This is a genomic window from Streptomyces sp. NPDC094143, assembly GCF_040303825.1.
Lineage (GTDB): Bacteria > Actinomycetota > Actinomycetes > Streptomycetales > Streptomycetaceae > Streptomyces.
Genome location: NZ_JBEOTZ010000013.1, coordinates 181402 through 207605 on the forward strand (window position 1 = coordinate 181402; position 26204 = coordinate 207605).

At 70.5% G+C, this 26204-nt stretch carries 22 protein-coding genes and 6 pseudogenes; 10 read left to right on the top strand and 18 right to left on the bottom strand.

Features of this window, described 5'->3' with window-relative positions:
* Positions 1–76: 76 nt before the first annotated feature.
* The 5 genes from ABTZ58_RS19020 to ABTZ58_RS19040 form a co-directional block, all read right to left on the bottom strand.
* A complete protein-coding gene (locus ABTZ58_RS19020) occupies positions 77–2389 on the bottom strand; it encodes an FdhF/YdeP family oxidoreductase (protein WP_351357602.1) in 2313 nt (770 codons plus the stop codon).
* Positions 2390–2427: 38 nt separating this feature from the next.
* Positions 2428–3048 carry an SRPBCC family protein gene (locus ABTZ58_RS19025; protein ID WP_351357605.1) on the bottom strand — a complete coding sequence of 207 codons (621 nt, stop codon included), beginning with the start codon at positions 3046–3048 and terminating at the stop codon, positions 2428–2430.
* A gap of 328 nt (positions 3049–3376) precedes the next feature.
* Complete coding sequence (locus ABTZ58_RS19030; RefSeq protein ID WP_351357608.1) at positions 3377–4057, bottom strand: class I SAM-dependent methyltransferase; 681 nt, start codon at positions 4055–4057, stop codon at positions 3377–3379.
* Positions 4058–4138: 81 nt separating this feature from the next.
* Entirely contained in the window at positions 4139–5248 is a 1110-nt protein-coding gene (locus ABTZ58_RS19035) for a glycoside hydrolase family 43 protein (RefSeq protein ID WP_351357611.1), read from the bottom strand.
* Positions 5249–5545: 297 nt separating this feature from the next.
* A complete protein-coding gene (locus tag ABTZ58_RS19040; protein ID WP_351357614.1) occupies positions 5546–6490 on the bottom strand; it encodes an SDR family oxidoreductase in 945 nt (314 codons plus the stop codon).
* A 663-nt stretch (positions 6491–7153) separates the two neighbouring features.
* Here ABTZ58_RS19040 and ABTZ58_RS19045 point away from each other — a divergent pair.
* Positions 7154–8899 carry a hydroxysqualene dehydroxylase gene (locus tag ABTZ58_RS19045; RefSeq protein WP_351357617.1) on the top strand — a complete coding sequence of 582 codons (1746 nt, stop codon included), beginning with the start codon at positions 7154–7156 and terminating at the stop codon, positions 8897–8899.
* 178 nt (positions 8900–9077) lie between these two features.
* Here the strand turns inward: ABTZ58_RS19045 and ABTZ58_RS19050 are convergent, their stop codons facing one another.
* The 3 genes and pseudogenes from ABTZ58_RS19050 to ABTZ58_RS19060 all read right to left on the bottom strand — a co-directional run.
* Positions 9078–11867 carry a glycosyl hydrolase gene (locus ABTZ58_RS19050; protein WP_351357620.1) on the bottom strand — a complete coding sequence of 930 codons (2790 nt, stop codon included), beginning with the start codon at positions 11865–11867 and terminating at the stop codon, positions 9078–9080.
* Positions 11868–12225: 358 nt separating this feature from the next.
* Positions 12226–12597: pseudogene (locus tag ABTZ58_RS19055) on the bottom strand (lipase family protein); the annotation flags it as partial.
* Positions 12583–12983, bottom strand: a pseudogene (locus ABTZ58_RS19060) (LysR family transcriptional regulator); the annotation flags it as partial. The pseudogenes ABTZ58_RS19055 and ABTZ58_RS19060, both read right to left, overlap by 15 nt.
* A gap of 213 nt (positions 12984–13196) precedes the next feature.
* Between ABTZ58_RS19060 and ABTZ58_RS19065 the strand changes: the two are divergent.
* The 5 genes from ABTZ58_RS19065 to ABTZ58_RS19085 are packed head-to-tail and all read left to right on the top strand — an operon-like array spanning position 13197 to position 17887.
* The gene (locus ABTZ58_RS19065; protein ID WP_351357623.1) at positions 13197–13334 is read left to right on the top strand and encodes a hypothetical protein; all 138 of its coding nucleotides are present in this window, start codon (positions 13197–13199) and stop codon (positions 13332–13334) included.
* Positions 13331–13420 carry a K(+)-transporting ATPase subunit F gene (gene kdpF / locus ABTZ58_RS19070; protein ID WP_037722934.1) on the top strand — a complete coding sequence of 30 codons (90 nt, stop codon included), beginning with the start codon at positions 13331–13333 and terminating at the stop codon, positions 13418–13420. The genes ABTZ58_RS19065 and kdpF overlap by 4 nt, the downstream gene beginning before the upstream one ends.
* Before the next feature lie 8 nt (positions 13421–13428).
* Entirely contained in the window at positions 13429–15090 is a 1662-nt protein-coding gene (gene kdpA / locus ABTZ58_RS19075; protein WP_351357627.1) for a potassium-transporting ATPase subunit KdpA, read from the top strand.
* Positions 15090–17213 carry a potassium-transporting ATPase subunit KdpB gene (kdpB, locus tag ABTZ58_RS19080; RefSeq protein WP_351357630.1) on the top strand — a complete coding sequence of 708 codons (2124 nt, stop codon included), beginning with the start codon at positions 15090–15092 and terminating at the stop codon, positions 17211–17213. Before kdpA ends, kdpB begins: the two co-directional genes overlap by 1 nt.
* Positions 17214–17218: 5 nt before the next feature.
* Positions 17219–17887 carry a potassium-transporting ATPase subunit C gene (locus ABTZ58_RS19085; RefSeq protein ID WP_351357633.1) on the top strand — a complete coding sequence of 223 codons (669 nt, stop codon included), beginning with the start codon at positions 17219–17221 and terminating at the stop codon, positions 17885–17887.
* A gap of 262 nt (positions 17888–18149) precedes the next feature.
* On the opposite strand, the gene ABTZ58_RS19090 is transcribed toward ABTZ58_RS19085, so the two are convergent.
* The 7 genes and pseudogenes from ABTZ58_RS19090 to ABTZ58_RS19120 form a co-directional block, all read right to left on the bottom strand.
* Positions 18150–18755, bottom strand: a complete 606-nt coding sequence (locus tag ABTZ58_RS19090) for a dihydrofolate reductase family protein (RefSeq protein WP_351357636.1) — start codon at positions 18753–18755, stop codon at positions 18150–18152.
* A gap of 585 nt (positions 18756–19340) precedes the next feature.
* Positions 19341–19472 carry a hypothetical protein gene (locus tag ABTZ58_RS19095; protein ID WP_351357639.1) on the bottom strand — a complete coding sequence of 44 codons (132 nt, stop codon included), beginning with the start codon at positions 19470–19472 and terminating at the stop codon, positions 19341–19343.
* Positions 19472–19633, bottom strand: a complete 162-nt coding sequence (locus tag ABTZ58_RS19100) for a hypothetical protein (protein ID WP_351357642.1) — start codon at positions 19631–19633, stop codon at positions 19472–19474. The genes ABTZ58_RS19095 and ABTZ58_RS19100 overlap by 1 nt, the downstream gene beginning before the upstream one ends.
* 338 nt (positions 19634–19971) lie before the next feature.
* The gene (locus ABTZ58_RS19105) at positions 19972–20292 is read right to left on the bottom strand and encodes an ArsR/SmtB family transcription factor (protein WP_351357645.1); all 321 of its coding nucleotides are present in this window, start codon (positions 20290–20292) and stop codon (positions 19972–19974) included.
* 64 nt (positions 20293–20356) lie between these two features.
* A complete protein-coding gene (locus ABTZ58_RS19110; protein ID WP_351357648.1) occupies positions 20357–20659 on the bottom strand; it encodes a hypothetical protein in 303 nt (100 codons plus the stop codon).
* 162 nt (positions 20660–20821) lie between these two features.
* Positions 20822–21083, bottom strand: a pseudogene (locus tag ABTZ58_RS19115) (ArsR family transcriptional regulator).
* 22 nt (positions 21084–21105) lie between these two features.
* Positions 21106–21454, bottom strand: a pseudogene (locus tag ABTZ58_RS19120) ((2Fe-2S) ferredoxin domain-containing protein).
* On the opposite strand from ABTZ58_RS19120, the gene ABTZ58_RS19125 reads away from it, so the two are divergent.
* Positions 21350–21691, top strand: a complete 342-nt coding sequence (locus tag ABTZ58_RS19125) for a hypothetical protein (RefSeq protein WP_351357678.1) — start codon at positions 21350–21352, stop codon at positions 21689–21691. The pseudogene ABTZ58_RS19120 and the gene ABTZ58_RS19125 overlap by 105 nt on opposite strands.
* Before the next feature lie 24 nt (positions 21692–21715).
* Here the strand turns inward: ABTZ58_RS19125 and ABTZ58_RS19130 are convergent, their stop codons facing one another.
* On the bottom strand, positions 21716–22135 hold the full coding sequence (locus ABTZ58_RS19130; RefSeq protein ID WP_351357651.1) for a (2Fe-2S) ferredoxin domain-containing protein: 420 nt from the start codon (positions 22133–22135) through the stop codon (positions 21716–21718).
* Entirely contained in the window at positions 22132–24102 is a 1971-nt protein-coding gene (locus ABTZ58_RS19135) for a heavy metal translocating P-type ATPase (RefSeq protein ID WP_351357654.1), read from the bottom strand. Before ABTZ58_RS19135 ends, ABTZ58_RS19130 begins: the two co-directional genes overlap by 4 nt.
* 98 nt (positions 24103–24200) lie before the next feature.
* Here ABTZ58_RS19135 and ABTZ58_RS19140 point away from each other — a divergent pair, with 98 nt between their 5' ends.
* The 3 genes and pseudogenes from ABTZ58_RS19140 to ABTZ58_RS19150 all read left to right on the top strand — a co-directional run.
* Complete coding sequence (locus ABTZ58_RS19140) at positions 24201–24593, top strand: ArsR/SmtB family transcription factor (protein WP_351357657.1); 393 nt, start codon at positions 24201–24203, stop codon at positions 24591–24593.
* Positions 24594–24696: 103 nt separating this feature from the next.
* Positions 24697–25101 (top strand): annotated as a pseudogene (locus ABTZ58_RS19145) (transposase); the annotation flags it as partial.
* Positions 25095–25483: pseudogene (locus ABTZ58_RS19150) on the top strand (hypothetical protein); the annotation flags it as partial. The pseudogenes ABTZ58_RS19145 and ABTZ58_RS19150, both read left to right, overlap by 7 nt.
* Positions 25484–25535: 52 nt before the next feature.
* Here the strand turns inward: ABTZ58_RS19150 and ABTZ58_RS19155 are convergent.
* The coding region (locus ABTZ58_RS19155) for a sortase domain-containing protein (protein ID WP_351357659.1) at positions 25536–26204 on the bottom strand (669 nt) is incomplete at its 5' end.

Here is a 26204-nt window from a genome sequence, read left to right on the forward strand (position 1 = left end):
CTACTCTGCCCAGTACCGAGGGCCGTTGTCGACGTATTTCCTCTCAGGGCGGGCCCCGCCGGGATCGTGCCGTCGGTCAGGCGGGTGTGGGCTGTTTCCGGTCGTGGGTGGGTTCGAGGCGGACGACGATGCCCTTCGATGTGGGTTGGTTGCTGATGTCGGCGACGCTGTCCAGTGGCACCAGGACATTCGTCTCGGGGTAGTAGGCGGCGGCCGAGCCCTTGGCGGTCGGGTAGGGCACGACCTGGAAGTTCTCCGCCCGGCGCTCGGAGCCGTCAGTCCAGACGCTCACCAGGTCGACGCGCTCACCCTCGGCCAGGCCCAGTTCGGTCAGGTCGGCCGGGTTGACGAGCACGACGTGGCGGCTGCCGTGGATGCCGCGGTAACGGTCGTTGTCGCTGTAGGGGACGGTGTTCCACTGGTCGTGTGAGCGCAGCGTCTGCAGCAGCAGGTGACCCCCGGGTGCCCGGGGGACCACGAGCTCGTTGCAGGTGAACAGCGCCTTTCCCGCCTCGTTGTTGAAGACGCCCTCGTTGACCGGGTTGGGCAGCTGGAAGCCCCCGGGGCGGGTCACCCGTGCGTTGTAGTCGTGAAAGCCCGGCACGACGCGTGAGATGCGGTCGCGAATGGTGCCGTAGTCGCCTTCGAAGTCGTCCCAGGGGATGTCCGCCTTGCCGTCCAGGGTGCGGCGAGCGAGCCGGCACAGGATGGCGACCTCGCTGAGCAGCAGCGGGGAGGCCGGTTCGAGGCGGCCCTGGGAGGTGTGCACTTCACTCATGGAGTTCTCGACGGTGACGAACTGCTCACCGTCGGCCTGGACGTCACGCTCGGTGCGCCCCAGGGTCGGCAGGATCAGCGCCGTGTCGCCGCAGACGGTGTGTGAGCGGTTGAGCTTGGTGGAGATGTGGGCGGTCAGCCGGCACGAACGCATCGCCTTCTCGGTGACCTCGCTGTCGGGAGCGGCGCGTACGAAGTTTCCGGCCAGGCCGAGGAAGACCTTGACGCGGCCCTCCAGCATCGCCTTGATCGAGTTCACCGAGTCCAGGCCGTGCGGGCGCGGCGGGTCGAAGCCGAACTCCCGCCGGAGGGCGTCCAGGAAGGCGTCCGGCATCTGCTCCCAGATGCCCATGGTGCGGTCGCCCTGGACGTTGCTGTGGCCGCGCACCGGGCAGGCGCCGGTGCCGGCGCGTCCCAGGTTGCCGCGCAGCATCAGGAAGTTGACGATCTCGCGGACGGTGGGCACGCCGTGCTTGTGCTGCGTGATGCCCATCGCCCAGCAGACGATGACGCGATCACTCCTCAGCACCTCGTCACGGACCTTCTCGATCTCTTCACGGGTCAGTCCCGTCGCCGCGCGCACGTCGTCCCAGCCGACGCCGCGGGCGTGCCGGGCGAACTCCTCGAAACCGGTGGTGTGGGCGTCGATGAAGTCGTGGTCCAGGACAGTGCCGGGCCGGGCGTCCTCGGCCTCCAGCAGCAGACGGTTGAGGGCCTGGAAGAGGGCGAGGTCACCGCCGGGCTTGATGTGCAGGAAACGGTCCGCGAGCTGGGTGCCGCGCCCGAGAATCCCGCTCGGCTTCTGCGGGTTCTTGAAGCGCCGCAGCCCCGCCTCCGGCAACGGGTTGACCGCCACGATCCGGCCACCGTTGCGCTTGGCCTCCTCCAGTGCGGAGAGCTGTCGCGGGTGGTTGCTGCCCGGGTTCTGCCCGACCAGGAAGATCAGGTCGGCGTGGTGGAGGTCGTCGAGACTGACCGTGCCCTTGCCGGTGCCCAGCGTCTCGCTCAGGGCGAAGCCGCTGGACTCGTGGCACATGTTGCTGCAGTCGGGCAGGTTGTTGGTGCCGAAGGCGCGGGCGAAGAGCTGCAGGACGAAGGCGGCCTCGTTGCTGGCGCGGCCGGAGGTGTAGAAGACGGCCTCGTCGGGGGAGTCCAGGGCCTTGAGTTCCTGCGCCAGCACGCCCAGCGCGTCGTGCCAGCTGATGGGCTCGTAGTGGTCGGAGCCGGGCCGCTTGATCATCGGCTCGGTGAGCCGCCCCTGCTGGTTGAGCCACAGGTCGGAACGGGCGGCGAGATCGGAAACGCCGTGCTCACGGAAGAAGTCGGCGGTGATCCGGCGCGTGGTGGCCTCGTCGTTGATGTGCTTGGCGCCGTTCTCGCAGTACTCGTTGCGATGGCGTCGGCCCGGGGCCGGGTCCGCCCACGCGCAGCCGGGGCAGTCGACCCCGCCCACCTGATTCATGGCCAGCAGGTCCACCCCGGTCCTGCGCGGGGAGGTCTGCTCCAGGGAGTACTCCAGGGCGTGCACGACCGCGGGGACTCCGGCCGCCCACTTCTTCGGCGGTGTCACGGAGAGGGAGGTATCCGGTTCCTCGCCGGGCGGGTTCTGCATCGCTTCGCCTTTCTCTTGCCGTGTCCGGGGTACGCGGGTCAGCCGACGGGCCACCGGGCCACACGGCTCCTGGGCGGTTCCCGGTGGTCGTGCTGCACGCGTCCGTTGCGGATGGTGCCGCGCCAGGCCCCGCCCTCCTGGCCCAGACCCTCGATGAAGTGCTTGAAGTTCAGCAGTTCGCCACGCACGAGCCGGGCCGTGAGCCGGGTGACCGTCGACGAGCGGGTGAGGACCCGCGCGGCTCCCCGCGGCTCCAGGAGCATCCGGACGGTGATCGCGGTGCCGCCGGAGTCGGTCGGCCTGAACTCGACCTCGCCCTGGTGGGAGGGGTGCTGTTCCAGGCCGCGCCAGGCCAGGTAGGCATCGGGGTCCTGCTCCACGATCTCGACGGCGAAGCGGTGGCGCAGGGGCCCGTAGCCGATGCTCCAGGCGGTCACGGTGGGCCTGACCTGCTCGACGTCGCGGACCACGGCCGAGAAGCGCGGGAAGGTCTTGAACTGCGTCCACTGGTTGTACGCTGTGCGCACCGGCACCCCGACCTCGATCGTCTCCTCGACGTGCCGCTCGCGCAGCGGACGGCGGCGCGTGACGCCGTCACCGTCGGTGCGCGTCCCCGGCGTGTTCGGCACGGCCTGCTGGGCGTCGTCTGCGTGCGCCATCGCGGTCTCTCCTCCGGTGAGGGAGCCGGGCGTCGGGGCACCCGGGCCTCCCCTCGTGCGTCAGGGCTGCTCTTCCGGTTCCCTCATCGAGTCCTTCGAGTCTCCCCGGGTGTGTCCGTGTCTTCGACGATGCCGCCGAGGGGAGGGCGACGGTGTCTTCCCGCGGCGGCCGGGCCGGCCGCTGAGCCCGAGCCTCCCGGAGGGGCGGCCGGACGGCGTCGCGGCCGGGGCCGTAGGAGGTCAGCGCTCACTACCAGCGTCGCCGCCGGATTGCCCGCCCGCCACTTCGGTGATCCACCAGGAGGTCGACGATCGCCTGGCGCGGGTCTCAGCGCAGCCTGCGCACCCGAAGCACCAGGTCGTCGGTGTGGTGTGCGCCGGCGCCGCCCTCGGGGATCACCCGGGGCCGCTGCTCGTCCACTTCCACCTCCCAGTCGTCGTCGAGCAGGTCGACGACCGAGGAGGGCCACACGTAGTCGGCCGGGTCGAATCCGCCCTCCTGGGCCTGCCGGGTGTCCACGCCCGCGTGGTGCACGAACAGCAGCACGCCACCGGGCGCGACGGCGGCGAGCAGCGCCTGCTCGGCCTCGGCGTCGGGAGTGCGCAGCAGGGCCGGGTACTGCGCGGACACCAGGTCGAAGGAGCGCGGCGGGAGCAGCGCCCCGGTCAGTGTGGCGTGGACCCAGCGGATCGTGACGCCGGCGTCCCGTGCGTGCCCGGCCGCACGCTCCAGGGCCACGCCCGAGACGTCCAGCGCGGTCACGTCCCAGCCGGCGCGGGCGAGCCAGATGGCGTCCGCGCCCTCACCGCAGCCGACGTCGAGTACGCGCCCGGGTGTGAGCCCGGCGGCCTCGGCCACGAGCGCGCCGTTGGGCCGGCCGCTCCACAGCTGCTGCCGGTCGGAGTAACGGTCGTCCCACTCCGTCCGTACGGCGGGGTCACCGGCGTATCCGTCGGCGGGCGAGGGCAGGTGGGAGGCGGGGGGTTCTGCTGCGATGTCGTCGGTCACGGACCCACCGTCGTCCACTCCGCCCGGCTCTGCCCAGTTCTCTTGCCGGTCCGGCAAACAGCGCCGGGGCCGGCTGCGCGCTCACTCGAAGAACTTCAGGCCGAAGCCCACGTCGGTGGGGGATCCGGGCACGTTGGCCCGCCGGTAGGTCGTGCTGCCCCACCAGACGGCCGTGCCGGTGTACCAGTAGCGGTTGGCCCACGAGTACGGCGTTCCCTTCTGGACCGCGTGGAACATGGTCGGGAAGCGAGGGCCCGCGGGCGGGCCGGCGGCGACGTCGCCGCGCGGCAGGACGAAGGTGTGGTGCCCGGGGCCGTCGACGTACAGGGTGGGGTGCCACCCCTCCATCATCGTGGAGGCGTGGGATCCGAACAGGCAGCCGTTGCTCTTGTACCAGTCCCACACGTACGTGGGGTCGCCACCGGCCCTCAGCCGGAGGTCGGCGATGCAGTAGTCGCTGCTCCAGCTCCCGTTGGCGGAGTAGGCGATGTGCAGGCGGCCGTCCGGGTCGACGACCGGCTGCGGTGCCTCGTTGATGTAGGGGTTGCCGACCACGCGCTCCCAGGGCTCGCGCGGCTGGGAGATGATGTGGCGGCTGCCCGTGGCCGCGGTCGGGCTGCTCATCCGGGCGATGTACAGGTTCTGTTCGACGTTGGTGTCCCCGGCCCAGCCGGACCAGACGAACCAGCGCTGACCGCCGAAGGTGAACGGCACCCCGTCGATCGCCCACTTGTCGTCGGGCAGGGCGACCTTGGTGGCGGGGGAGTAGCCGGTGTCCGGGCGGGAGGAGCTGATGTGGTACATCCGGTGGGCGGCGCCCGTTCCGGCGGCGAAGTAGATGCGGTACTGGCCGTCGTGGTGCACGATCTCCGGAGCCCAGACCTCGCCGAGTCCGCCGGTGTCGTTCCAGACCTGGCGCCTGGGAGCGGCGGCGATGCCCTCCAGTGTCGTCGCCGCGCGCACCGCTATGCCGCCGTCCACGGACTGGGCGGCCACGTACAGGTCGCCGACCTTGATGACGCTCGGGTCGGCGCCGCCGAGGGTGGTACGGCCGCGAACGGAGGACGTGTCGTCCGTGCCCGTCGCGGCCGCGTGCGCGCGTCCAGCGGGAGCCGCGACCTCCCCGACGACGAGCGCTGCGACAAGGCTGAACGGCACGAGGGCCGCCAGCCACCGGTGGGAGGGGGACATCCGGGCCTCCTAATCATGCTCACGTCAGAAAGCGCTCTCGGATGGTCCCCGCCCCGCGAACAGGCGTCAATACACCGGAGCGCCTTGCCGAGTGCCAAAGCCCTGACGAACGCCCGACAACGCTGCCGGGATTACCGGTTCTGTGGGGAGCGCGAGCTTTCGGCGGACCCTCCGCACGCGACGGTCGCCCGTGCGTCCAGCCACGCCCGCGCCTCTTCCGCCCGCGCCCCACAGACCGCTACGAACACGGCGACCGACTCCTGGCGTGGCAGCCGGTCCTTGCCGCTCGCCGGTTGGTCAGGGCCGCTGCTCGGGCGGACGGGGGCGTGTGGCCGCCTGGTAGGCGTCGAAGTCGGCCCTGCCGCCCGGGCCCAGGACCCCGGTGTCCGCCGCGAGCCGGCTCGGCGGCTGCCGGCGTAGTTCCTGGCGGGCGAGGCGGGAGACGAGGGCGGGGAAGGCAGGCCGCAGCGGCTGGCACCAGCGCAACCACGGGGGCGCGTAGATGTGGCGAGCACGGCGCGTGATGCCGGAGGTCAGCCATGCGGAGACCTCTTCGGCGCTGTGGACCTTCCGGGCGAAGCGGGGCTGGTTACGGCGCAGGGCCCTGAGGACGGGGTGGTCGTCGATGCCGGTGATCATGTCGGTTCCGGTCCAGTGCAGGTAGGCGATGCCGACGCCGACCCCGTCCGGTTCCACCTCGCCGCGCAGGGCCAGGGCGAACGACTCCGCTCCGGCCTTGGAAGCGCAGTAGGCGCTCATCATCGGGGACGAGCCGAAGGCCGCGGTGGAGGCGATCTGGAGGAAGTAGCCCCGGGTGTCCATGAGGTGAGGCAGGAAGGCCCGGACGGTGTTGGCGGAGCCGGTGAGATTGACGTCGATGACCCGCTGCCACAGGTCGGCCGGCGTGTGGACGAAGGGCCCGCCGGTGGCGATCCCGGCATTGGCCACGACCACGCTCGCCCGTCCCAGCGCCCCACTGATCTCGCGGGCGGCACGATCGAGCGCGTCCCGGTCGGTGACGTCGGTCTCGACGCACAGGCTCCGGCCCGGCAGAGACGCGGCGGCCTGGCGGAGCGTGGCCTCCTCGCGCCCTATCAGCGCGACCAGCATCCCGGCGTCCGACAGGCGCCGAGCGAGAGCCGCACCCACACCACGGGCGGCACCCGTCACGACCGCGACCCGCCCAGCCAGCGGCGAACCGGCCGCCTCACGGGGCCGTCCCGACCCGGGAACCTCACTCATACGTCCTCGCTCCCGTCACCACACCGTCCCGCCGACGGCGCCCTCGAACCCCTTCCGTCATACCCGGCTGAACGGATGCGCTCGAAACCTGCGCGCATTCGGCGCCATCGCTATCCACGTCCAAGGCCCGCCGCCCCGTACGGCGCCGCCGCGGCCGAGAGCGTCTCCCGGCCGCCCCCCGCGTTCATCAGCGCCCGGACCACGGCCCCATCCGCCCACCGCCCTCACAGCGAGTGGCCGTGGTGAACACACACTTAAGGGTGACGGGGGTGGAGGCCCGGAGAACCGGCGCCTTCAGGCGGACTCGCCGTGGTCGAAGGGACGGTTCCCGACGGCGCCTGCCCCCGGCAGGCGCGTCAGCATGCACACCGATGGTCAGGTGAAAGGCCTCAGTCGTCCGTCTGCGTCGAGGTGGTGCGTGAGGTCCGGGGAGAAGAACCGGCACCCGGGTGGGGAAGGCACGCCCGCATGGTGAGCAGGGCAGGCAGTCCCGGACCCCTGCGAGGGGCGATCGGCTCCATTTCCGGCCATCCACGGAAGGGGTCCGCGCGTGACTTCCGGGTCACCCGGGTTCTCCGTATGCTCCTGCGGCGACACGCTTGTTACCTGCGGTAAGAGGGGGAGCGGATGGTCGGTTCTTCGGGTACCTCACGACGCACGTTCATGACCGGGACCGCCGCGGTCGGCGGGACCACCGTGCTCGGCACCACCTCTGCCGCACAGGCCGCGGCACAGGCCCCCCGGGCGCGCGTCCCGGCCTCGGTCGCCGTGCTCGGCGGCGGAGTGGCCGGGCTGACCGCCGCGCACGAACTCGCCGAGCGCGGCTTCCGCGTCACCGTCTACGAGCGCCGGGCGCTCGGCGGCAAGGCACGCAGCATGGGCGTGCCGGGCAGCGCGCGCGGCGGGCGGCGGGAGTTACCCGCCGAGCACGGCTTCCGCTTCATCCCCGGCATCTACCACAACCTGCCCGACACGATGCGACGCATCCCGTTCCCGGGCAACCCCAACGGTGTCTGGGACAACCTCGTTGCCCCATCCGAGATGTCCTTCGCCCGCACCGGCCGCGAGGATGTGCGCCTTCCTCTGCCCTGGCCCGGTCACCAGCCGCCCGACCTCACGCTCGACGACGTCCGCCGCGCGCTGACCGCCGTCATGGAGACCGCGCGCGGGATACCCCCGCACGAGGCGGCGTACTTCGTCAGCCGCGTCCTGGTCTTCCTCACCAGCTGCGACGAGAGGCGCAACGAGGTCTGGGAGAACACACCCTGGTGGGACTACATCAGGGCCGAGCGGATGAGCCGTGACTACCAGCGCATCCTGGCCGTCGGCGTCACTCGCAACATCGTCGCCACCAAGGCGGAGGAGGCCAGCACGCGCACGGTCGCCAGTCTGCTGGAGGCATTCGTCTTCAACGGGCTGGGCCGCGGCGCGGACGGCCCGCTCGACCGCATCCTCAACGCCCCCACCAACGAGGCGTGGATCGACCCGTGGGTTGCCCATCTGACATCGCTCGGTGTCGAGTTCGAGATCGGCACGACCGTCCGGGAGGTGCTCTACGACGGGGGCAGGGTCAGCGGAGCGCTGATCACGGACCCGGCCGGCCACACGCGGACCGTGACCGCAGACCACTACGTCTGCGCGATGCCCGTGGAGCACGCCCGCCGCACCTGGGGCGCGGCCCTGCGCGCCGCCGATCCCCAGCTCGCGCGCTGCGACAAGCTGGAAACGGACTGGATGACCGGCATCCAGTTCTACCTCACCGAGTCCGCACCCCTGCTCGACGGGCACCTCAACTGCGTCGACTCTCCCTGGGCGCTGACGGCCATCCAGCAGGCCGGGCACTGGCCGGAACGGGACTTCCCCGCCGACTACGGCGACGGCGCCGCTGTCGACTGCCTCTCCGTCGACATCTCCGAATGGGACAAACCCGGGATCCTGTACGGCAGGACGGCCAAGCAGTGCACCCGAACGGAGGTCGCCAAGGAGGTGTGGGCGCAGCTGAAGGCGGCGCTGAACGACACGGGAAAGGTGGTGCTGAGGGACAGCACGCTGCACTCGTGGTTCCTCGATCCCGGCGTCGACGGCATCGGCACCCCGAATCCGGTCAACGAGGACGAGCTGCTGATCCACCCCGTGGGCACCTTCCACAACCGCCCGACCGCGCGGACGGAGATCCCGAACTTCTTCCTCGCGGGTGACTACGTCTGCGTCGACATCGATCTGGCGACCATGGAAGGCGCCAACGCCTCCGCACGAGCGGCGGTCAACGCGCTGCTGGACAACGTGGGTTCGGGCGCGCCGCGCTGCACGATCACACCGCTGTACCGGGCGCCGGAGTTCGAGGTGCTCAAGCGCCACGACCGGACCCGCCACCGCTGGGGCCTGCCCAACGCGTTGGACCTGGGCTGATGGTCGTGCACATGGTCGGCGGGGAGACGTTCGGGATCAGCTCCTTGTTCCCCCGGGCGCAGACCTCCCGAAATGAGCTCCGACCTTGTGTGTGGACGCGGCCGGCCCCGGCCGGGAACGGTGGTGCGGTGGGCAACGCGTGGTGACGCCGCCCACCGCACGACCATCCTGCGCCGGTTCAGTTGTAGGGGATCACCACCACGGCCTTGTCCGTGCCGGTCTGGAGCTTCGAGGTGCCGTTGCCGATGGCGCTCCAGACCTCCAGACGGACGGTGCCACCCTTGAGATCGCCGAGGGTGCCCGTGGATGCCTTGAGGCCGCGGGCCTGCGTGTACTCCTCCCACCCGGCGACCGGGTCGGTGGCGAAGTAGTTGTAGGTCTCGGTTCGGTCGAAGGTGCCGTCACCCGTGAGGTCGTAGCTGACGCGTGCCTGCTGGCCGAGGCCGACCGTGGTGCCGGCGTCCACCTGGAGCCGGAACGTCGTTCCCGCACCCGCAGTGAGCGTCCCGTTGACTCCGCGGACCTCGTAGACGAGAGGCTGGTACGGCATGCCGTCGTGGTTGGTGCCGCCCCCGGACGCGATCGTGTCGCTGCCCGGGGTCCCGCCGGTCGCCGTGGTCAGGACGCCACCGCTGCGCAACTGGAAGGTGTTTCCCGTCGGCGGCTCCGGATCGGGGTCCGAGGAGCCCGACCCCGTGCCGCTCGCGGTGGAACGGGCCGGCACCGAAAGGGTCTTGCCGTCCGAGAAGGTCACCGTGCGCGCCGATGAGCCGTGGTTGTGGGCGACGTACGTGCGGGTCGTCCCCTTGGTGAAGACGGCCGAGGTGGGCAGGTCACCGGTCACCGTGGCGTCCGGAGCGCCGACCGCGTCCAGAGTGTTGATCCAGTGGTAGGTGTGGGCCTTGGATTCCCCCTGCTCGGGGGTGTATCCGGCGTGGCCCGCGTCCCACTTCGACTTGGCCGCGGCAGGGTCGGCCAGGGACTGGAACTCCCAGAGGATGTCGCGCCATTCGACGGCCGGGCCGCCGTTCTCCCGTTCCATCTCGGCGATGTTGCGCCGGATGGCGGCCTTCTCGCCGCCGAGGTGGAGGGAACCACCCGTGACGGGCAGGACGTTGATGCCGTGGATCTCTTCCGGGTTGGCGGTCCACCAGGTGGAGTACGCCGCGCCGCTTCCCCACACCATGCCGGCCGTGTCGTGGCCGAAGGAGGACGGGAAGACCTGTTCGTCGGCGTCGAACCAGTACTGCGCGATCGACTCCGACTCGGTGGTCAGCAGGTAGGCGCCGAGGTCGCGCAGCGAGGTGTCCCCGGTGGCGGAGCCCCACAGGACGAGGGCCGCGCTGAGGTTGGTGGACTCCGAGGAGGACTCCTGGTTGTTGCCGGCGGCGAAGCCCTGGTGGCCGGAGGCCCAGCTGTGGCCCGCGTAGACGTCGAAGCCGCGCAGGAAGGGGAACGCGGTGTCGGTGCGACTGGGGTTGGCGGTGTCCCGCACGAGGGTCTTGACCATGCCGCCCCACGCGGAGTCGGCGGCCCAGCCCTGGTCGTACTGCGCGACGATCGCGGCCGCGTAGACGTAGTAGCTGTAGTGGAAGTGGTGGTCGTTGAGTTCGGTGTCGCTGCCGTAGGAGGCGGGATAGCCCGTGAGGGTCTTCCAGTCCTTGTCGTAGCTGAACTCGTTCGCGCCGCCCGCTGTGAACCACTCCTGGAGCTTGCCCTTGATGAGGCCGAGCAGCCGGTCGCGGGTGCCGGTCTCGCCGATCTGCTCGGCCACCGGAACGAGTTGGGCGAGGCGGCCGAGTGCCTTGCCGGTCCAGTAGGTGTCGGTGGCGCCGGAGAAGGGGTCGGAGGCGTTCACGACTTCGTTGAGGTAGCCCCGCAGCCGGGCCGCGTCCACACCGCTGGACTTGGGCAGCGCGGGCAGCACCGCGGCTGCCTTCTGGCTCGTGGTGAACGAGGCCGACTCGCGGACCTTCATGGTGCCGCGCGGGGAGACGTAGGTGTAGGGGGTCAGTGCGTCGGTGGTGTTCAGCCACTGGTGGCGGTAGAGCGCCTGGAGCGTGCCCCGTTCGGTGCCCTCCTTCGCCTCCGTGGTGAGCGTGTAGGTGGCCCTGACGGTGCCACCGGTGTAGCTCCAGGCGACTTTGGAGTCGGTGACGAAACTGAAGGCGTACTTCTTGAAGGTCGCCAGCGCGTCGGTGGACGGCAGCACGGCGACGGAGAAGTAGTCCTTGGAACCCAGGCCCGTGGTGACGGTGGAGCCGGAGACGTTCCAGTCGCTGCCCGTCGGGGCGAAGAGGGCGTAGTGGTGTCCGGCGACGGTGATGCCGAGGACGTTGCCCTGGTCGGCGAAGACGCTGGGCGCACCGGCGGTGGTGATCTGGGCGTTGCCACCGGTGCCCTGGGCGTATACGAACGGGGAGCCGTGACCGATGGTGGTGCGCAGGGTGCGGGCGCCGTCGGACCACAGGGGGGTGACCGTCCAGTCGGACCAGTTGTCGGCCTTGGTGTCCGGGGAGTTGAGGCCGCTCAGTCCGATGGTGAGGTCGCGCTTGTGGGCGTACTCGTACTGGCGGCCGTCTCCGACGATCGAGGGGGAGGTCGGGTAGCCGACGTCGAGCCCGGCGGCCGTGGCCTGGTAGGTGAGGGGGTGCCCGTACATGGGGGTCGACCACGGGTTGTCGCCGTAGCGCTGGAAGGCGAGGGAGGACCACCAGTCGTTGGTGGGCACGGGCCGGTTCCGTGCGGCGGCGGTCACCTTGGGCGTGACGGGAGTTCCCGTGTTGGTGGTGGGGCCCGACGTTCCCGCCGGGCGGGAGTCCGAGTAACTGCCCGAGCCCACGGGCACGGTGGCCGCGGCCGCCGGGGTGGCGGCCGGGCCCAGGCCGAAGGCGGCGAGGGCTGAGGCCGTCAGGAGTATCACTGCCGGTCTGGTGCGTGTGCGCGTGCGCGTGCGTGGGGATGGCATTGCGACACCTCAAGTCTTCACAGGCTGGGGAGTCTGAGAGCGCTCTCAGATGGCCGGAACGTAAATGCCGGGTAATGCACGTGTCAATGCCTTGAACGCAGCCGGTAGTTGACGACTGATGTATCCCCTTGTGTCTTCGCAGCCTGACGATGCGGGTCGGCGGTCGGCAGGCGAGGGCGAGCCGGGCCGGACTGGTCGTCCTCAGTCCGTGGGCTTGGATCGAGCCGGGCGCCCGCCTGCCACTGCCCAAGTGCCCAACGCCTTGCCGACGGCCGGTGAACCGCCGCACGACAGGAATGTCCTGCTGCGGCGTGAGTGCCGCCTGCGGTGAGGTGTCCTCGCGCTGCCGTCGAGGACGTCAGCGTCGCAGGGACAGGCTCGCGCAGTTGGAGGTGGCCTGCTTGCCGTTGAGCCGGTCGGTCAGCAAGTCGACGGCATCGCCCTGATCGGTGAGCAGCGGTGTGAAGTGGTTGGTGAGGGCGCTGCCCAGGTCGGGCAGGGCGACGGGCTCGTAGGTCACGTCGGCGCCCTTGGCGCACCAGTCGGCCGCGAGCCGGCGTGCCTGGGCGTGGGACACGAGGTTATCGCTGGTGCCGGTGGCGACCCGTACGGGGGAGGCGGGCTTCAGGGTGCCGATGCGCTGGTCGTTCAGGAAGTCCTTGAGCGCCGGCTGCGCGTTGATGATGTCGGCGAGTGAACGGCCGTCGACGGTCCACCTGGTGCGGGTAGCGAGCGGATCATCGGACCGCATGGCCGGCACCCAGGGCAGATCAACCACGGGGCGCTGCTCGATGCCGCGCACGGGGGAGCCGACAGTGATCCAGGCAACGTCGAGGTTGCCGGCGGGAGGGCGTCGAAGCATCCGCGGCTGGCGGTCTCGGTCTGGAACTCCAGGCTCACCTTCGGGTACCACCGGCGGAAGGAGACGATCGCTTCTGCCATGAAGTGCCGGACGGTCGTTCCGCCGGTCGTGATCCGCACGGAACCGCTTCCGCCGTTCGAGAGGTCTCCCAGGCGCCGCAGCGCAAGATCCAGCCCGGCGGTCCCGTCGGCGGCGGCATCGCACAGGATGCGCCCCGCCGCTGTGGGAACAATTCCGCGCGGCTGGCGTTCCACCCGCGCCGCCCTGTAGGCGCTGGAACCGGCCTGGGCCGAGTGGACCCCGGGGGGTGCCGATGGCCCGGCTGACCTTTCGCTGCCGTGACGCTGGATCGCCTGGCCTACCTGGCGGGGCTTCCACCTCGGCGGACCAGGCACCGTCAGGGTTGCGTCAAAGCCGTGGGCCGTGTCGTAAGGGAGACGTCAACGACCGGCCGGATCCGGCCACGGATGCGCTTTTCTCTACTCGTCCGTACCAATCGCACCTCACTCCAGGAGTTCGCGATGGCCGATGTGGCCTTCGTCGTCGTCACGATCGCGGGTTTCGTGCTCGTGGCTCTTGTCGCCAAGGGGGTGACGAAGCTGTGACCGCCGAGAACATCGTCGGCCTCGTCGTGGCCGTCTCCCTGCTGGGCTATCTCGTCCTCGCCCTGATCTTCCCGGAGAGGTTCTGAGACACCAGATGGGTCCCGTACTCGCCGGCGTACTCCAGCTGCTCGCTCTGACAGCGGCCCTGGCACTCGCGCACAAACCTCTCGGCACCTACCTGGCCGAGGTGTACTCCTCCGGCAGGCACCTGCGCGTCGAGAAGTGGATCTACAAGGGCATCGGGGCCGACCCCGACACGCAGATGCGCTGGCCCGCGTACCTGCGCGGCGTCCTCGCCTTCTCCGTGGCCGGTGTCCTGTTCCTCTACGCTCTCCAGCGGCTCCAGGGGCACCTGCCCGGCTCGCTGGGCTTCGCCTCGGTCGACTCGGACCAGGCGTTCAACACGGCCGTGTCGTTCGTGACCAACACGAACTGGCAGTCGTACTACGGCGAGCAGGCCATGGGCCACGTCGTGCAGACCGCCGGCCTGGCCGTGCAGAACTTCGTCTCCGCGGCCGTCGGCATGGCCGTCGCCGTGGCGCTCGTGCGCGGCTTCGCGCGTTCCCGCACGGGTGAGCTGGGCAACTTCTGGGCCGACCTGGTGCGCGGCGTCGTCCGCGTCCTGGTCCCGATCGCTTTCGTGGGCGCGGTCGTGCTGGTGGCGTGCGGCGTGATCCAGAACTTCTCCGGCATCCACGAGGTCGGGCAGTTCATGGGCGGCGCGCAGCAGTGGAACGGTGGCGCGGTCGCCTCCCAGGAGGCCATCAAGGAACTCGGCACCAACGGCGGCGGCTACTTCAACGCCAACAGCGCCCACCCCTTCGAAAACCCCACCCCGTTCTCCAACCTCTTCGAGATCTTCCTGATCCTGCTGATCCCGTTCTCGATCACCCGGACCTTCGGCCTGATGGTCGGCTCGGTCAAGCAGGGATACGCGATTCTCGCCACCATGGGCACCATCTGGGTCGGCTTCGTCTCGCTCATGATGTGGAGCGAGTTCTCTCACCACGGACCGGCCTTCGAACTGGCCAACGGGGCGACGGAGGGCAAGGAGGTCCGCTTCGGCACCGGCGGCTCGGCGATCTTCGCGGTGTCGACCACCCTCACCTCGACCGGTGCGGTGGACTCCTTCCACTCCTCCTTCACCGGCCTCGGCGGCGGCATCACCCTGCTCGGCATGATGCTGGGCGAGATCGCGCCCGGCGGCGTCGGCTCCGGCCTCTACGGAATGCTGATCATGGCGATCATCGCGGTGTTCATCGCCGGCCTGATGGTGGGCCGCACGCCCGAGTACCTGGGCAAGAAGATCGGCCCCCGCGAGATCAAGCTCGCGGCCTGCTGCATCCTCGTCACCCCGGCGCTCGTGCTCGTCTTCACCGCCTTCGCGATGGCGCTGCCCACCCCGGCGAACTCGATGAGCAACAGCGGGGCGCACGGGTTCTCCGAGATCCTGTACGCCTACACGTCCGGCGCCAACAACAACGGATCGGCGTTCGCCGGCCTGAACGCGGACACGCAGTGGTTCAACACCACGACCGGCCTGGCGATGCTGCTCGGCCGCTTCCTGCCGATGGTGTTCGTGCTGGCGCTGGCCGGCTCGCTCGCCGAGCAGCAACCGGTTCCGGTGACGGCGGGCACCCTGCGCACGGACATGCCCCTGTACGCCGGGCTGCTGGTCGGCACGATCGTCATCATCACCGGTCTGACGTACTTCCCCGCCCTCGCGCTGGGACCGCTGGCCGAGGGGCTGGCGTGATGACCACCCACGTAAAGAAACAGGACTCCATGTCCACTCCCACCCTCGCGCCCCACCAGGACGCCCCCACCCGGCACAAGGCCCCCGAGGGCCGGGCGGGCGCCGGCCTTCTCGACCCCAAGCAGCTCCTCAAGTCGCTGCCGGACGCCTTTCGCAAGCTCGACCCACGGGTGATGGTCAAGTCCCCCGTGATGTTCGTGGTGTGGATCGGCTCCGTGCTGACGACCGTCTTCTCCTTCACCGACCCCGGCGACTGGTTCGGCTGGACCATCAGTGCCTGGCTGTGGCTGACGGTGGTCTTCGCCAACCTGGCGGAGGCCGTCGCCGAGGGCCGGGGCAAGGCGCAGGCCGACACCCTGCGCAAGGCCAAGACCGACGCGGTCGCCCGCCGCCTGGTGGGGGACCGCGAAGAGCACGTGCCCGGCACCGAGTTGAGGGTCGACGATCTGGTCGTCTGTGAGGCCGGCGACATCATCCCCGGAGACGGAGACGTCATCGAGGGCGTCGCCTCCGTCGACGAATCGGCGATCACCGGTGAGTCCGCACCCGTGATCCGCGAGTCCGGCGGCGACCGCTCGGCGGTCACCGGCGGAACGAAGGTCCTCTCCGACCGGATCGTCGTCAAGATCACGGCGAAGCCCGGCGAGACCTTCATCGACCGGATGATCAGCCTGGTCGAGGGCGCGGCCCGGCAGAAGACGCCGAACGAGATCGCCCTGAACATCCTGCTGGCCTCGCTGACCATCGTCTTCCTGCTCGCCTGCGCCACACTGCCGCCCCTGGCGGACTACGCGGGCACCCACCTGACGATGGTCGTACTCGTCGCTCTGCTGGTCTGCCTCATCCCGACCACGATCGGTGCCCTGCTCTCGGCGATCGGCATCGCCGGCATGGACCGGCTCGTGCAGCGCAACGTGCTCGCCATGTCCGGCCGCGCGGTCGAAGCCGCCGGTGACGTCTCCACCCTGCTGCTGGACAAGACCGGCACCATCACCCTGGGCAACCGCCAGGCCGCCGAGTTCGTGCCGGTGCGCGGCACGACCGAGGCACAGGTCGCCGACGCGGCGCAGCTGTCGTCGCTGGCCGACGAGACGCCCGAGGGCCGCTCCGTCGTCGTCCTGGCCAAGGAGAGGCACGGGCTGCGCGAGCGGCACCAGGGCGAGCTGGTGGGTGCCGAGTGGATCGCCTTCACCGCCCAGACCCGGATGTCGGGTGTGGACGTCGACGGCCGCAGGATCCGCAAGGGCGCGGCCGGTTCGGTCACCGCCTGGGTCCGGGACAACGGCGGCACCGTGGCCGACGACGCGGACCTGATCGCCGACCGCATCGCCGAGGCCGGCGGAACGCCGCTGCTCGTCGCGGTCGAGGACGCCCGCGGGGCCCGCGTCCTGGGCGTCATCCACCTCAAGGACGTCGTCAAGCACGGCATGCGGGAGCGGTTCGAGGAACTGCGCCGCATGGGCATCAAGACCGTCATGATCACGGGCGACAACCCGCTGACGGCCAAGGCGATCGCTGACGAGGCGGGTGTCGACGACTTCCTCGCCGAGGCCACCCCCGAGGACAAGATGGCCCTCATCAGGCGTGAGCAGGCCGGGGGCAAGCTCGTCGCCATGACCGGCGACGGCACCAACGACGCGCCCGCCCTCGCCCAGGCCGACGTCGGCGTGGCCATGAACACGGGCACGTCGGCCGCCAAGGAGGCCGGCAACATGGTCGACCTCGACTCCGACCCGACCAAGCTCATCGAGATCGTCGAGATCGGCAAGCAACTGCTCATCACCCGGGGCGCGTTGACCACGTTCTCCATCGCCAACGACGTCGCCAAGTACTTCGCGATCATCCCGGCGCTGTTCGCCGCCGTCTACCCGGGCCTGGACAAGCTCAACATCATGAACCTGTCCTCGCCCGACTCCGCGATCCTGTCCGCGGTGATCTTCAACGCGCTGATCATCATCGCACTGGTGCCGCTGGCCCTGAAGGGCGTGCGGTACCGGCCGCTCAGCGCGGACAGGCTGCTCCGGCGCAACCTGACGGTCTACGGCCTCGGCGGTCTGGTCGCACCCTTCATCGGCATCAAGATCATCGACCTGCTCGTCTCCCTCATCCCCGGAATCGGCTGAAGGCCATGAACAACTCCGTATCCAACACCGCCCGGCTGCTCGGGGCGGGCCTGCGCGCCCTCCTCGTGCTGACCCTGGTGACCGGCGTCCTCTACCCGCTGGTCGTCACCGGCATCGCGCAGGGGCTGTTCAACGACAAGGCCAACGGCTCCGAGGTGAGGGCGGACGGCAGGGTCGTCGGCTCGTCCCTGATCGGCCAGGCGTACAACCTGCCGCTGAAGGCGGGTCAGAAGACCCCGGCTGCGGACCTGAAGTGGTTCCAGGGCCGTCCGCAGAACGGCCTCGGCACCAACAGCGTCAACACCCGGTACAAGCTCGTCCTGTCCGGCGCGACCAACCGGTCGGGGGACAACCAGGAGCTCATCGGGTGGGTGAAGGACGCCAAGGCCGCCGTCGTCAGGGACAACTCCACGGCCACCTACCAGGTGAAGCCGTCCCAGGTGCCCGCCGACGCGGTCACCTCCTCCGGTTCCGGACTGGACCCGGATATCTCCCCGCAGTACGCGGACATCCAGGTCCACCGGGTCGCCGAGAGGAACGGCCTGTCCACGGCCCGGGTTGCAGAGCTCGTCGACGAGCACACCGAGGGCCGCACCCTCGGCTTCATGGGCGAGCCCCGCGTGAACGTCCTCGCTCTCAACATCGCCCTCAAGAAACTCGTGTCGAAGAGCTGATGGCATGACCCCAAGTCGTTGGGAGCCGGCGATTCGGGCCGGGGTGTCCTGGCGCGGCCGGCCGGACTGTCGGGGCCTGTGGAAGACGGTCGCGCCCGTTTTCGCCGCCTGTGCCGTCGACGGCGTGTTCACCGGGCCCTGCAACAGGGCAAGGCCCGGGTGGACGCCTCCTGACGTCTTGACCGTTCGCTCTCTGCCAGGTCTGTTTCCGCGTCCGCCGGCGCCGGCCTGGCCGCCGTCCGGGCGGGTGGACGGGGCGACGTCATCCAGGAACGCCGAGCGGCGGGTGCTCGAGGACACGGGGCTTGTACTCGACGAGCTGGATGCGGCCGTCGAAGGTGCGGTGGTCGGTCATCTCGAGGGCGACGTCCGGATAGCCGTCGTAGATGCGCTCCTGGCCCGTGGCCCCGGTGATCACCGGGAACATCACGACCCGGAAACGGTCGACGAGTCCGGCTCGGAGCAGGGACCGGCACAGGCTGAGGCTGCCGATCGTGCTGAGGAGCCCCGAGCCACTCGACTTCATGTTGCGGACCGCCTCGACGGCGTCGTCGCGCGCGAGCGTGGAGTTGGCCCACGTCAGTGGCCCCTTCAAGGAGGAGGAGAACACCACCTTCGACGCCTGCGTGAGCTCGTCCACGGACGCCTCTTCTTCGGGCCTGAACTCGTCCTGGCCCTCCGGGACCTCGCCCGCGGCGAAGCCCGACATCAGACGGTAGGTGTTGGCTCCCATCAGGTAGGTGGCCTCGGGCTGCTCGCCGAGCCAGGCGAGGTACTCCGGGCCCTCCAGGCCCCAGAACCCGGGCCATCCCTCGCCCGACGCGTGGCCGTCGAGGGAGGTGATGAAGTCGACGAGAAGCTCCGGCATGGCGGTGTCCTTTCTCAGGGTGTCACCAGCTTGGACCGGCCGGGAGCCACAAACTCATCGGCCGCGCTGTGGAGCGCCATGTGATCGGTGGCGGCACCCGCCGGGGCCGGTTCCCGCCCGCAAGGCACCGGTCGGGTGCGAAACGGCGTTTCCCGTGGCCGCACGCGAGTGCTGGGGACGGCCGGGTGCTTGTCGGGCGGGCGCTTCGGACGTGCTTCCACGCCCCCTTCACAGACGCCCCTGCGCGGGTGGAGTGTGCGGGGATGACTGCGTTGCGTAGCAGGCTGTTCCGGGCGCCCTGGAGCCCGGTCCGGATTCCGAAGGCGGGGTGTGATGCTCGTGTCATCCGTTTCTGACCACATCCATGCTGCGCCTCTTCACCGGGTTCTGGCCGATGTCACGCGTAAGGGGGCCTCTGGGGCTGGTGGAAGGGGTGGGCCAGCAGGCACAGGGAGCGCTGGTCCGGCTGGGTCCGGGGCATGGGCGGTGGTCCGCCCCGTCCGGAGCACCATGCGTGCCACCTGCACCGGGCTGCCCCAGGCGCGGCCGCGCTCTGCCAGATCACGCACCGCGGCCAGGAACGCGTCACCCGGCGGCCCCGTCACCGCCTCCGGCACCTGAAAGAACCCGCACGACGTGCGACGCGATCTCGGCGATGTCGCCCGGGCGCACGCTGGCCGCGCCCTCGTCGCAGTGGACGTCGTCGAAGGCGAACATCAGCGTGCACCAGTCCACCGCAACTGCGACCGCTCCTGCGGCGCCTGCGGCATGATCCGTCCGTAGAACTCACCGCAGTCGTTGTTCAGCATCCGCGTCCGCTCGGGCTCGCGCCGGCACAGACCGAAGCCGTTGAGCCAGCGCCCTCCGCGCTCTGTCATGTCCGCCGCCTGGGGGTGCGCCGACGACGAAAGCGGACCCAAGCGCGGCGGAAGCGCCACCACAATCTCACACGCGCCCTTGCCTTCTCGTACCGCCACCGTGAAGCCCTCCTGCCCGCCGGAGTCACCGTCGGCCCGGATATGCCCGGTGGGGACTGCTACGTACCTGCAACCCTGCAACGGCTGCGGGTGGCCGCGAGCCGGCACCCGACCAGGCTCCCGGATGGAGACCGGAGAAGCGGTGGGTGAGTCTGGGGTGCACCTGGTCTCACGCCTGGGTTTCTGCCCTGCCGTAACAGAACGCAAGTCCGGCGCCGTCGTGCCGTGATGGCGCCGAGCTACTCCTGCGCGTGGCGGATGGCGTCCAGCACGATGTGGGCGATGTGTTCGTCGGTGAGGTGATACCGGATCTCGCGGGCCTGGCGTCGGGTCGTCACGATCCGGGAGTTGCGCAAGACCCGTAGGTGCTGCGAGACCAGCGGCTGGCTCACTCCGAGGGTGGCGACCAGTTCGTGGACGTACTTTCCGCCCTGGGACAGCTCGCGCACGATGCCGAGGCGGACCGGGGAGGCCAGCGCCTTGAGCAGGTCACTGGCGGCCTCCAGGGCGCGTAGCGGTTCGTCCGCCGGGGTTGTCGATGGGGGAGGAGTTATGGCCACATCCGCATATTAGCAAGTGGCAATGATATCCGGTTCGGCTTCTGTCGCCGGACGTGGATCCGGATCAGTGGTCGTCCCAGTGACCTTCGTGCGCGGCGTGGCGGTGGCCGTCGTGCACGAAGTCCACATGGTCCTCGTGCGGCACGGCCACATGCCCACAGCCGTCGCCGTGCTGATGGTCGTGGCCCTCGTGGGGGGTGTGGCCGGCGGGCGCGCACTCGTCGACGTGGCCCTCGTGCGCCTTGTGGAGGTGGCCGTCGTGTGCGTAGTCGGTGTGGTCGCCGTGCGGGACGGCGACATGCCCGCAGCCCTCGCCGTGGGTGTGCGTGTGGTCGTCGTGCGTGCGGTGCTCGGTGGCGGTGGTCATGTGGTGCTCCTCGTGGTGCTCTCCGGTCGCCTGCGGCTCGTGCTCCGCAGGAGGTGCATGGCCACATTAACATATGGCAATTTACGCATGTGTTGCCCGAAGTGCCCTCGCTGTGGGCGAGCTTGTCTCCCGTCTGCCGGGGCGCGACCGCCGGCTGGCTCGTCAGCCGGGGTTCCGCACGCCGAGTCGCAGGTGTTCGATGTGGTGGACGGCTTGGTCGAGGAGTTGGGCGACGTGATCGTCGTAGCGGCGGTCGACGATACCCGACGGCGGTGGCCAGTTCGGTGACCGAGAATGCGGCCTGGCGCAGGGTGGTCAGGATCAGCAGGCGGGAGGGCGTGGCCAGCGCCTGGAGCGTGGCGGCGACCGAGACGGCGGTCGACTCGTCGAGGCGGGCGACCGCGATGACGTCGCGGCCGCGCACCGAGTCGCCGTCAGGCCCGTGTTCACCGGCGTGCACGGCGCCGTGCCTCGCGAGGTGGGCGAATGAACTGCGGTTCAAGCGTGGCCGGGGCTTGGCCGTCCCGGATCCGCCGCCGGCGGCCCAGCGTGTGACGTCGTCGGTGACGTCGTCATCCATGACGAAGCCGATCCAGGTTGCCCGGCCGCCGGTCCGGCGCCCGGTGGTCGAGGGCTGGACGACGATGACGTTGGCCTGGTCGCAGGGCCGAGGCAGTCCGCCGTACGGATGTGGAAGCCGTGCTCGGCCGCGCCGTCGCGCAGCCGGTCGAGCTGCCGGGCGTGGTCGGTGCCGGGGTGCCTGCGCGGGTTGCCGCAGCAGCAGCCCCGGCACACGACCGGCGTGCACGGCCGGTTCGCCGCACGGATCCCTGCCCGCTTCACAGCGTCGTCCGCGAGGGTGCATGGCAGCCGTGGCGTGGCGACGACCTGATCCGGGAAGAGACCGCAGGGTTCGACTGCCATGTCATCTCCGACGAGACGCCGGCCGCCGAGTTGTCGGCGATGGGCCTCGAACGACACCCGGCCGCGCCCGACGGTATTCAGGCGTGGCGGCGTCCGCCGGCCCTGTGAGCCTCTTCCCGAGAGGCTGGTGCGTCAGCCCTCCACCTGCCCGCGTACGCGGCGGGAGGGGGTGAAGCCGTACAGGTCGAGGATGCCGGGCGGGTCGGCGAGACCAGGTCCGCCCTGTTCGATCCAGGTGGTGATGTCGGCGGTGGCGTCGGGGTCGTTGACCAGGCCGAGCCACACGGGCCGGCCGCCTTCCGCGCGGCCGGAGGGTGAGGGCTGCACGACGACGACGTTGGCGTGCTCGCAGGCGTCCAGGCAGTCGGTGACCCGGACGGTCGCGGTGCCTTGGAGTGCTTGGCGAAGACCGCGCAGCTGAGCCGCGTGGTCGAGGCCGGGGATCTTCGGCGTGCCGCAGCAGCACCCCCGGCACACGGTTACCGTGCACCGCGCCGCGTCGGCGGACGTGGGGGAGGGGGCGGCGGCAGTACGGCGGGAGCGCTTGCTCACGCGGTGTCCTTTCCGGGGCCGGTCCAGGCGGCCTCGCGCAGCAGGCGCAGGCCGTTGAGGCCGACGATGACGGTGGAGCCCTCGTGCCCGGCGACGCCGAGCGGCAGCGGCAGCGTGCCGATCAGGTCCCAGGCGACCAGGACGGCGATGAACGTCCCGGCGATGGCCAGGTTCTGGATCACCAGGCGGCGGGCGGTGCGGGACAGTCGTACGACGGTGGGGATGGTGGCGAGTTCGTCACGCACCACGACGGCGTCTGCGGTCTCCAGGGCGAGGTCGGAGCCGGCCTTGCCCATGGCGATGCCGGTGTGTGCGGCGGCCAGGGCCGGGGCGTCGTTCACACCGTCGCCGACGACCAGAACCTTCCGGCCCTCCTGCTCCCAGGCGCGGACGGCGGCCACCTTGTCCTCCGGTAGCAGTCCGGCGCGGACGTCGGTGATGCCGACCTCGGCGGCCAGCTGCCGCGCGGCGCGTTCGTTGTCGCCGGTCAGCAGGGTCGGGGCGCGGCCGGTCAGGGCGGTGAGCGCGGCGATGGTCGCGGCGGCGTCGGGCCGCAGCCGGTCGGTGATACCCAGCGCCCCGGCCGGTTCCCCGTCGATCAGGACCACCACGGCGGTACGCCCGGCGTCCTCCAGCCCTTGAACGACGGCGTTCGCCGGGCCGGCGCCGGCGGGCAGGAGCCGGTCCGGGGAGCCGACCTGGACGGTGCGGCCCTCGACGGTGGCCGTGACGCCCTGGCCCGGCACGGAGGTGAAGCCGTCCGCGTCCGCGAGGGGCAGCCGGCGTTCGCGGGCGGCGTCGACGACGGCGCGGGCCAGCGGGTGCTCGCTGGGGTGCTCGGCGGCCGCCGCGAAGGCCAGCAGCTCGTCCTCGCTCAGGCCGCTGCCGGTCAGTGGGCGGATGTCGGTGACGCGCGGGGTGCCTTCGGTGAGGGTGCCGGTCTTGTCCAGGGCGACGGTGTCGATCTGGCCGAGGCGTTCCATGGCGACGGCTGACTTCGCGAGCACGCCGTGGCGACCGGCGTTGGCGATGGCCGACAGCAGCGGCGGCATCGTGGACAGCACCACCGCGCACGGCGACGCCACGATCATGAAGGTCATCGCGCGCAGCAGTGCCGACTGCAACTCGTCGCCGAAGAGCAGTGGAACGGCGAAGACCGCCAGGGTGGCGGCGACCATGCCGACCGAGTACCGCTGCTCGATCTTCTCGATGAACAGCTGGGTCGGCGCCTTGGTCTCGGAGGCTTCCTCGACCATCTTCACGATCCGGGCGATCACCGAGTCCGACGGATCCCGCTCCACCCGCACCCGCAGCGCGCCGGTGCCGTTGACCGTGCCGGCGAACACCTCGTCGCCCGCCTCCTTGGCCACCGGCAGCGGCTCGCCGGTGATGGTGGCCTGGTCCACCTCGCTCGCGCCGGCCGCGACCCGGCCGTCCGCGCCGACCCGCTCACCGGGCCTGACCAGGATCACGTCCCCGACCGCCAACTGCTCGGCGCGCACGCTCTCCTCGCGGCCGTCGGGCAGCAGGCGGGTCGCGGTGGAGGGAGCCAGGTCGAGCAGGCCGCGCACCGAGTCCGCGGTCCGGGCGGTCGCCACCGCCTCCAGAGCACCGGAGGTGGCGAAGATGACGATCAGCAGCGCGCCGTCCAGGACCTGGCCGATGGCGGCGGCGCCGAGCGCGGCGACCACCATCAGCAGATCCACGTCCAGAGTCCTGTCCTTGAGGGCCTTCAGCCCCTCCCACCCCGGCTCCCAACCGCCGCTGACATAGACGGCGGCATACAGCGGGCCCCACAGCCACACCGGGGCGCCGAGAAGATGCAGCGGCAGGGCGGTCAGGAACAGGATCAGGGCGGCCAGCGCCCAGCGGGCCTCGGGCAGCGCCAGGAGCCGGGTGCGCCGCCGTGGCGGGGACCCGGCGGTTCGATGCCCCGGCGCAGGGGGAGCGGTCAGCGTGGAAGTCATCAGACGGGGGCCTTCGATGGGGACGGGGGTTCCGACCCCTCCACAGTACAGGAACATCTGAACAGCTATTCATGCGTTCATTCCCGTACGATAGCCGCATGGGCCATGGACAGAAACCTCCCGCGAGCGACCCCGCCACCCCGCGCACCCGGCTGACGCCGGAGAACGCGCCGAAGGTCGCCGAGACCCTCCAGGCCCTCGCCACCCCCTCCCGGCTGCTGATCCTGGCCCGGCTGCGCGAAGGTCCCTGCGCGGCCACGGAGCTCGCCGACGCCGTCGGCATGGAACAGTCCGCCTGCTCGCACCAGTTGCGCGTGCTGCGCAACCTGGGCCTGGTCACCGGCACCCGCCGGGGCCGCTCCGTCGTCTACGCCCTGCACGACAACCACGTCGCCGGACTGCTCGACCAGGCCCTCTACCACATCGAGCACCTGCATCTGGGTATCACCGACGAGCCCGAGGAAGAGCCCGTGCCGGTCGCGATCCCCTGACGGCCGACTGGACGGGCAGCATTCGCCGATGTGCGTCTCCTCAGCCTCGGCGGTGAGGGGACGGGGCAGGTCGGGTGGCATGGCCGTGTCCTGAGCTTGTCGTATGACGTCCGGCGTCGAACGCGGCTCGAACAGCATCCCGCGGGATGCGTTCGGGGAAGTGTCACGCTTCCGGTCGGAGCTGTACGCGTGTCTGTCCGCGCCGGGCGACGCGTTGTTCGAGTTGTGTGACGCACTGCTGTGCACGGATGGGCCGGTGCGGACGCTGGTCGATTTCGCGCTCGCGCCCGAACACCGCCGTGGTCACGGTGCTCTGTACGGTGGGCTCAACCAGGGCCGGATCGGTGTCGCGCGGCTGCGTCGGACCCTGGCCGGGGTGCCGTTACCGAAAGCGGCGGACGGCCGGCTCGTGCCGGCGGTGGACGTCTCGCCGTGGTTGCGCCCGGACGCCAACACGTGTGTTGACCGGGCCTTTTGCCATACCTTCGGACGGGGCGAGGGGAAGCACCAAAGGGCTTTGTCGTGCTGCCCCGCCGCTGGGTCGTCGAACGGCCGCTGTCCTGGATCATGCAGGCCCGCCGGCTTGCGAGGGACTACGAACGGCTCGTCCAGCACTCAGAAACCCTGATGGCTTGGCGGCCATCACCCTGATGACCCGCCGTCTCACCCGCGACCACCAAGAGCCTGAACCGGCTTCCCATCACCCCACGGGCGCTGAAACGAGCAGCCGCCTGACCTACCGATCAGTCAGAACGAGCAGCCACCGCCGACGGCACCTCCATCACCGCCAGCCCCGGCCTGCCGTCCCTCCCATCGTCTCCCGCCAGGTGAAATCGCGCCTGAATCAGGGCATGCCGAACCTGCGCGAGCAGGTCGGACGGCGCGGATGACACAGATCTCACCTGCCCGATCCGGCGCGATCAAGCCACCAGGCGATGTATTTCAGGATCCGACAGCGTCAGGTACTGAGGAGTGAGCGGCATCGTTGCTCTTCGCGGGGTGGGCAGTGATGACCAGGTTGGCTCGGTATTTTCTCGCTGTCGCATCCCAGTCGGCGCAGGTGATGAGTGTCAGCTGCGGGTGGGCGGTCGGGCCGTAGACCGTCTCGGAGGGCAGAGAGCTTTTGGCGTAGACGCGCATGGCGGCGACGCTGAACAGCGCGTCGCGGCCGTCCTGACGCTCGACGGTGATGCGGTCGCCCTGTCGCAGGGCGCCCAGGCTGTAGAAGGCGGCGGGGCCGCTGGTGGAGTCCAGGTGGGCGGCCAGGACGGCGTTGCCTCTTTCGCCCGGTGTGACGGAGCCGTTGTACCAGCCGGCTCTGCCGGGATCGGCAGGCAGGGCTATGGAGCCGTCCTTGGCGACACCGACGGGGTCGACGGGCGCGGTCAGGCCGATGGTCTTGGCCGTGATGCGGACCGGCTCGGAGGCGGGCAGCACCGGAGTCCGCGGGTCGGTGCCGGCGGCGGCCGTGGGCGGCTGCTGGACGTGGGTGCGGGCCGATGGCGGAGGTGGTGGCGGCGGTTGCTGGTGGGGCAGGAGCGCGGCGATGAGCAGGCCGAGCCCGGCGGTGGCACATGCGGTGGCCGTCGCGGTGCCTGCACCGCGACGGCC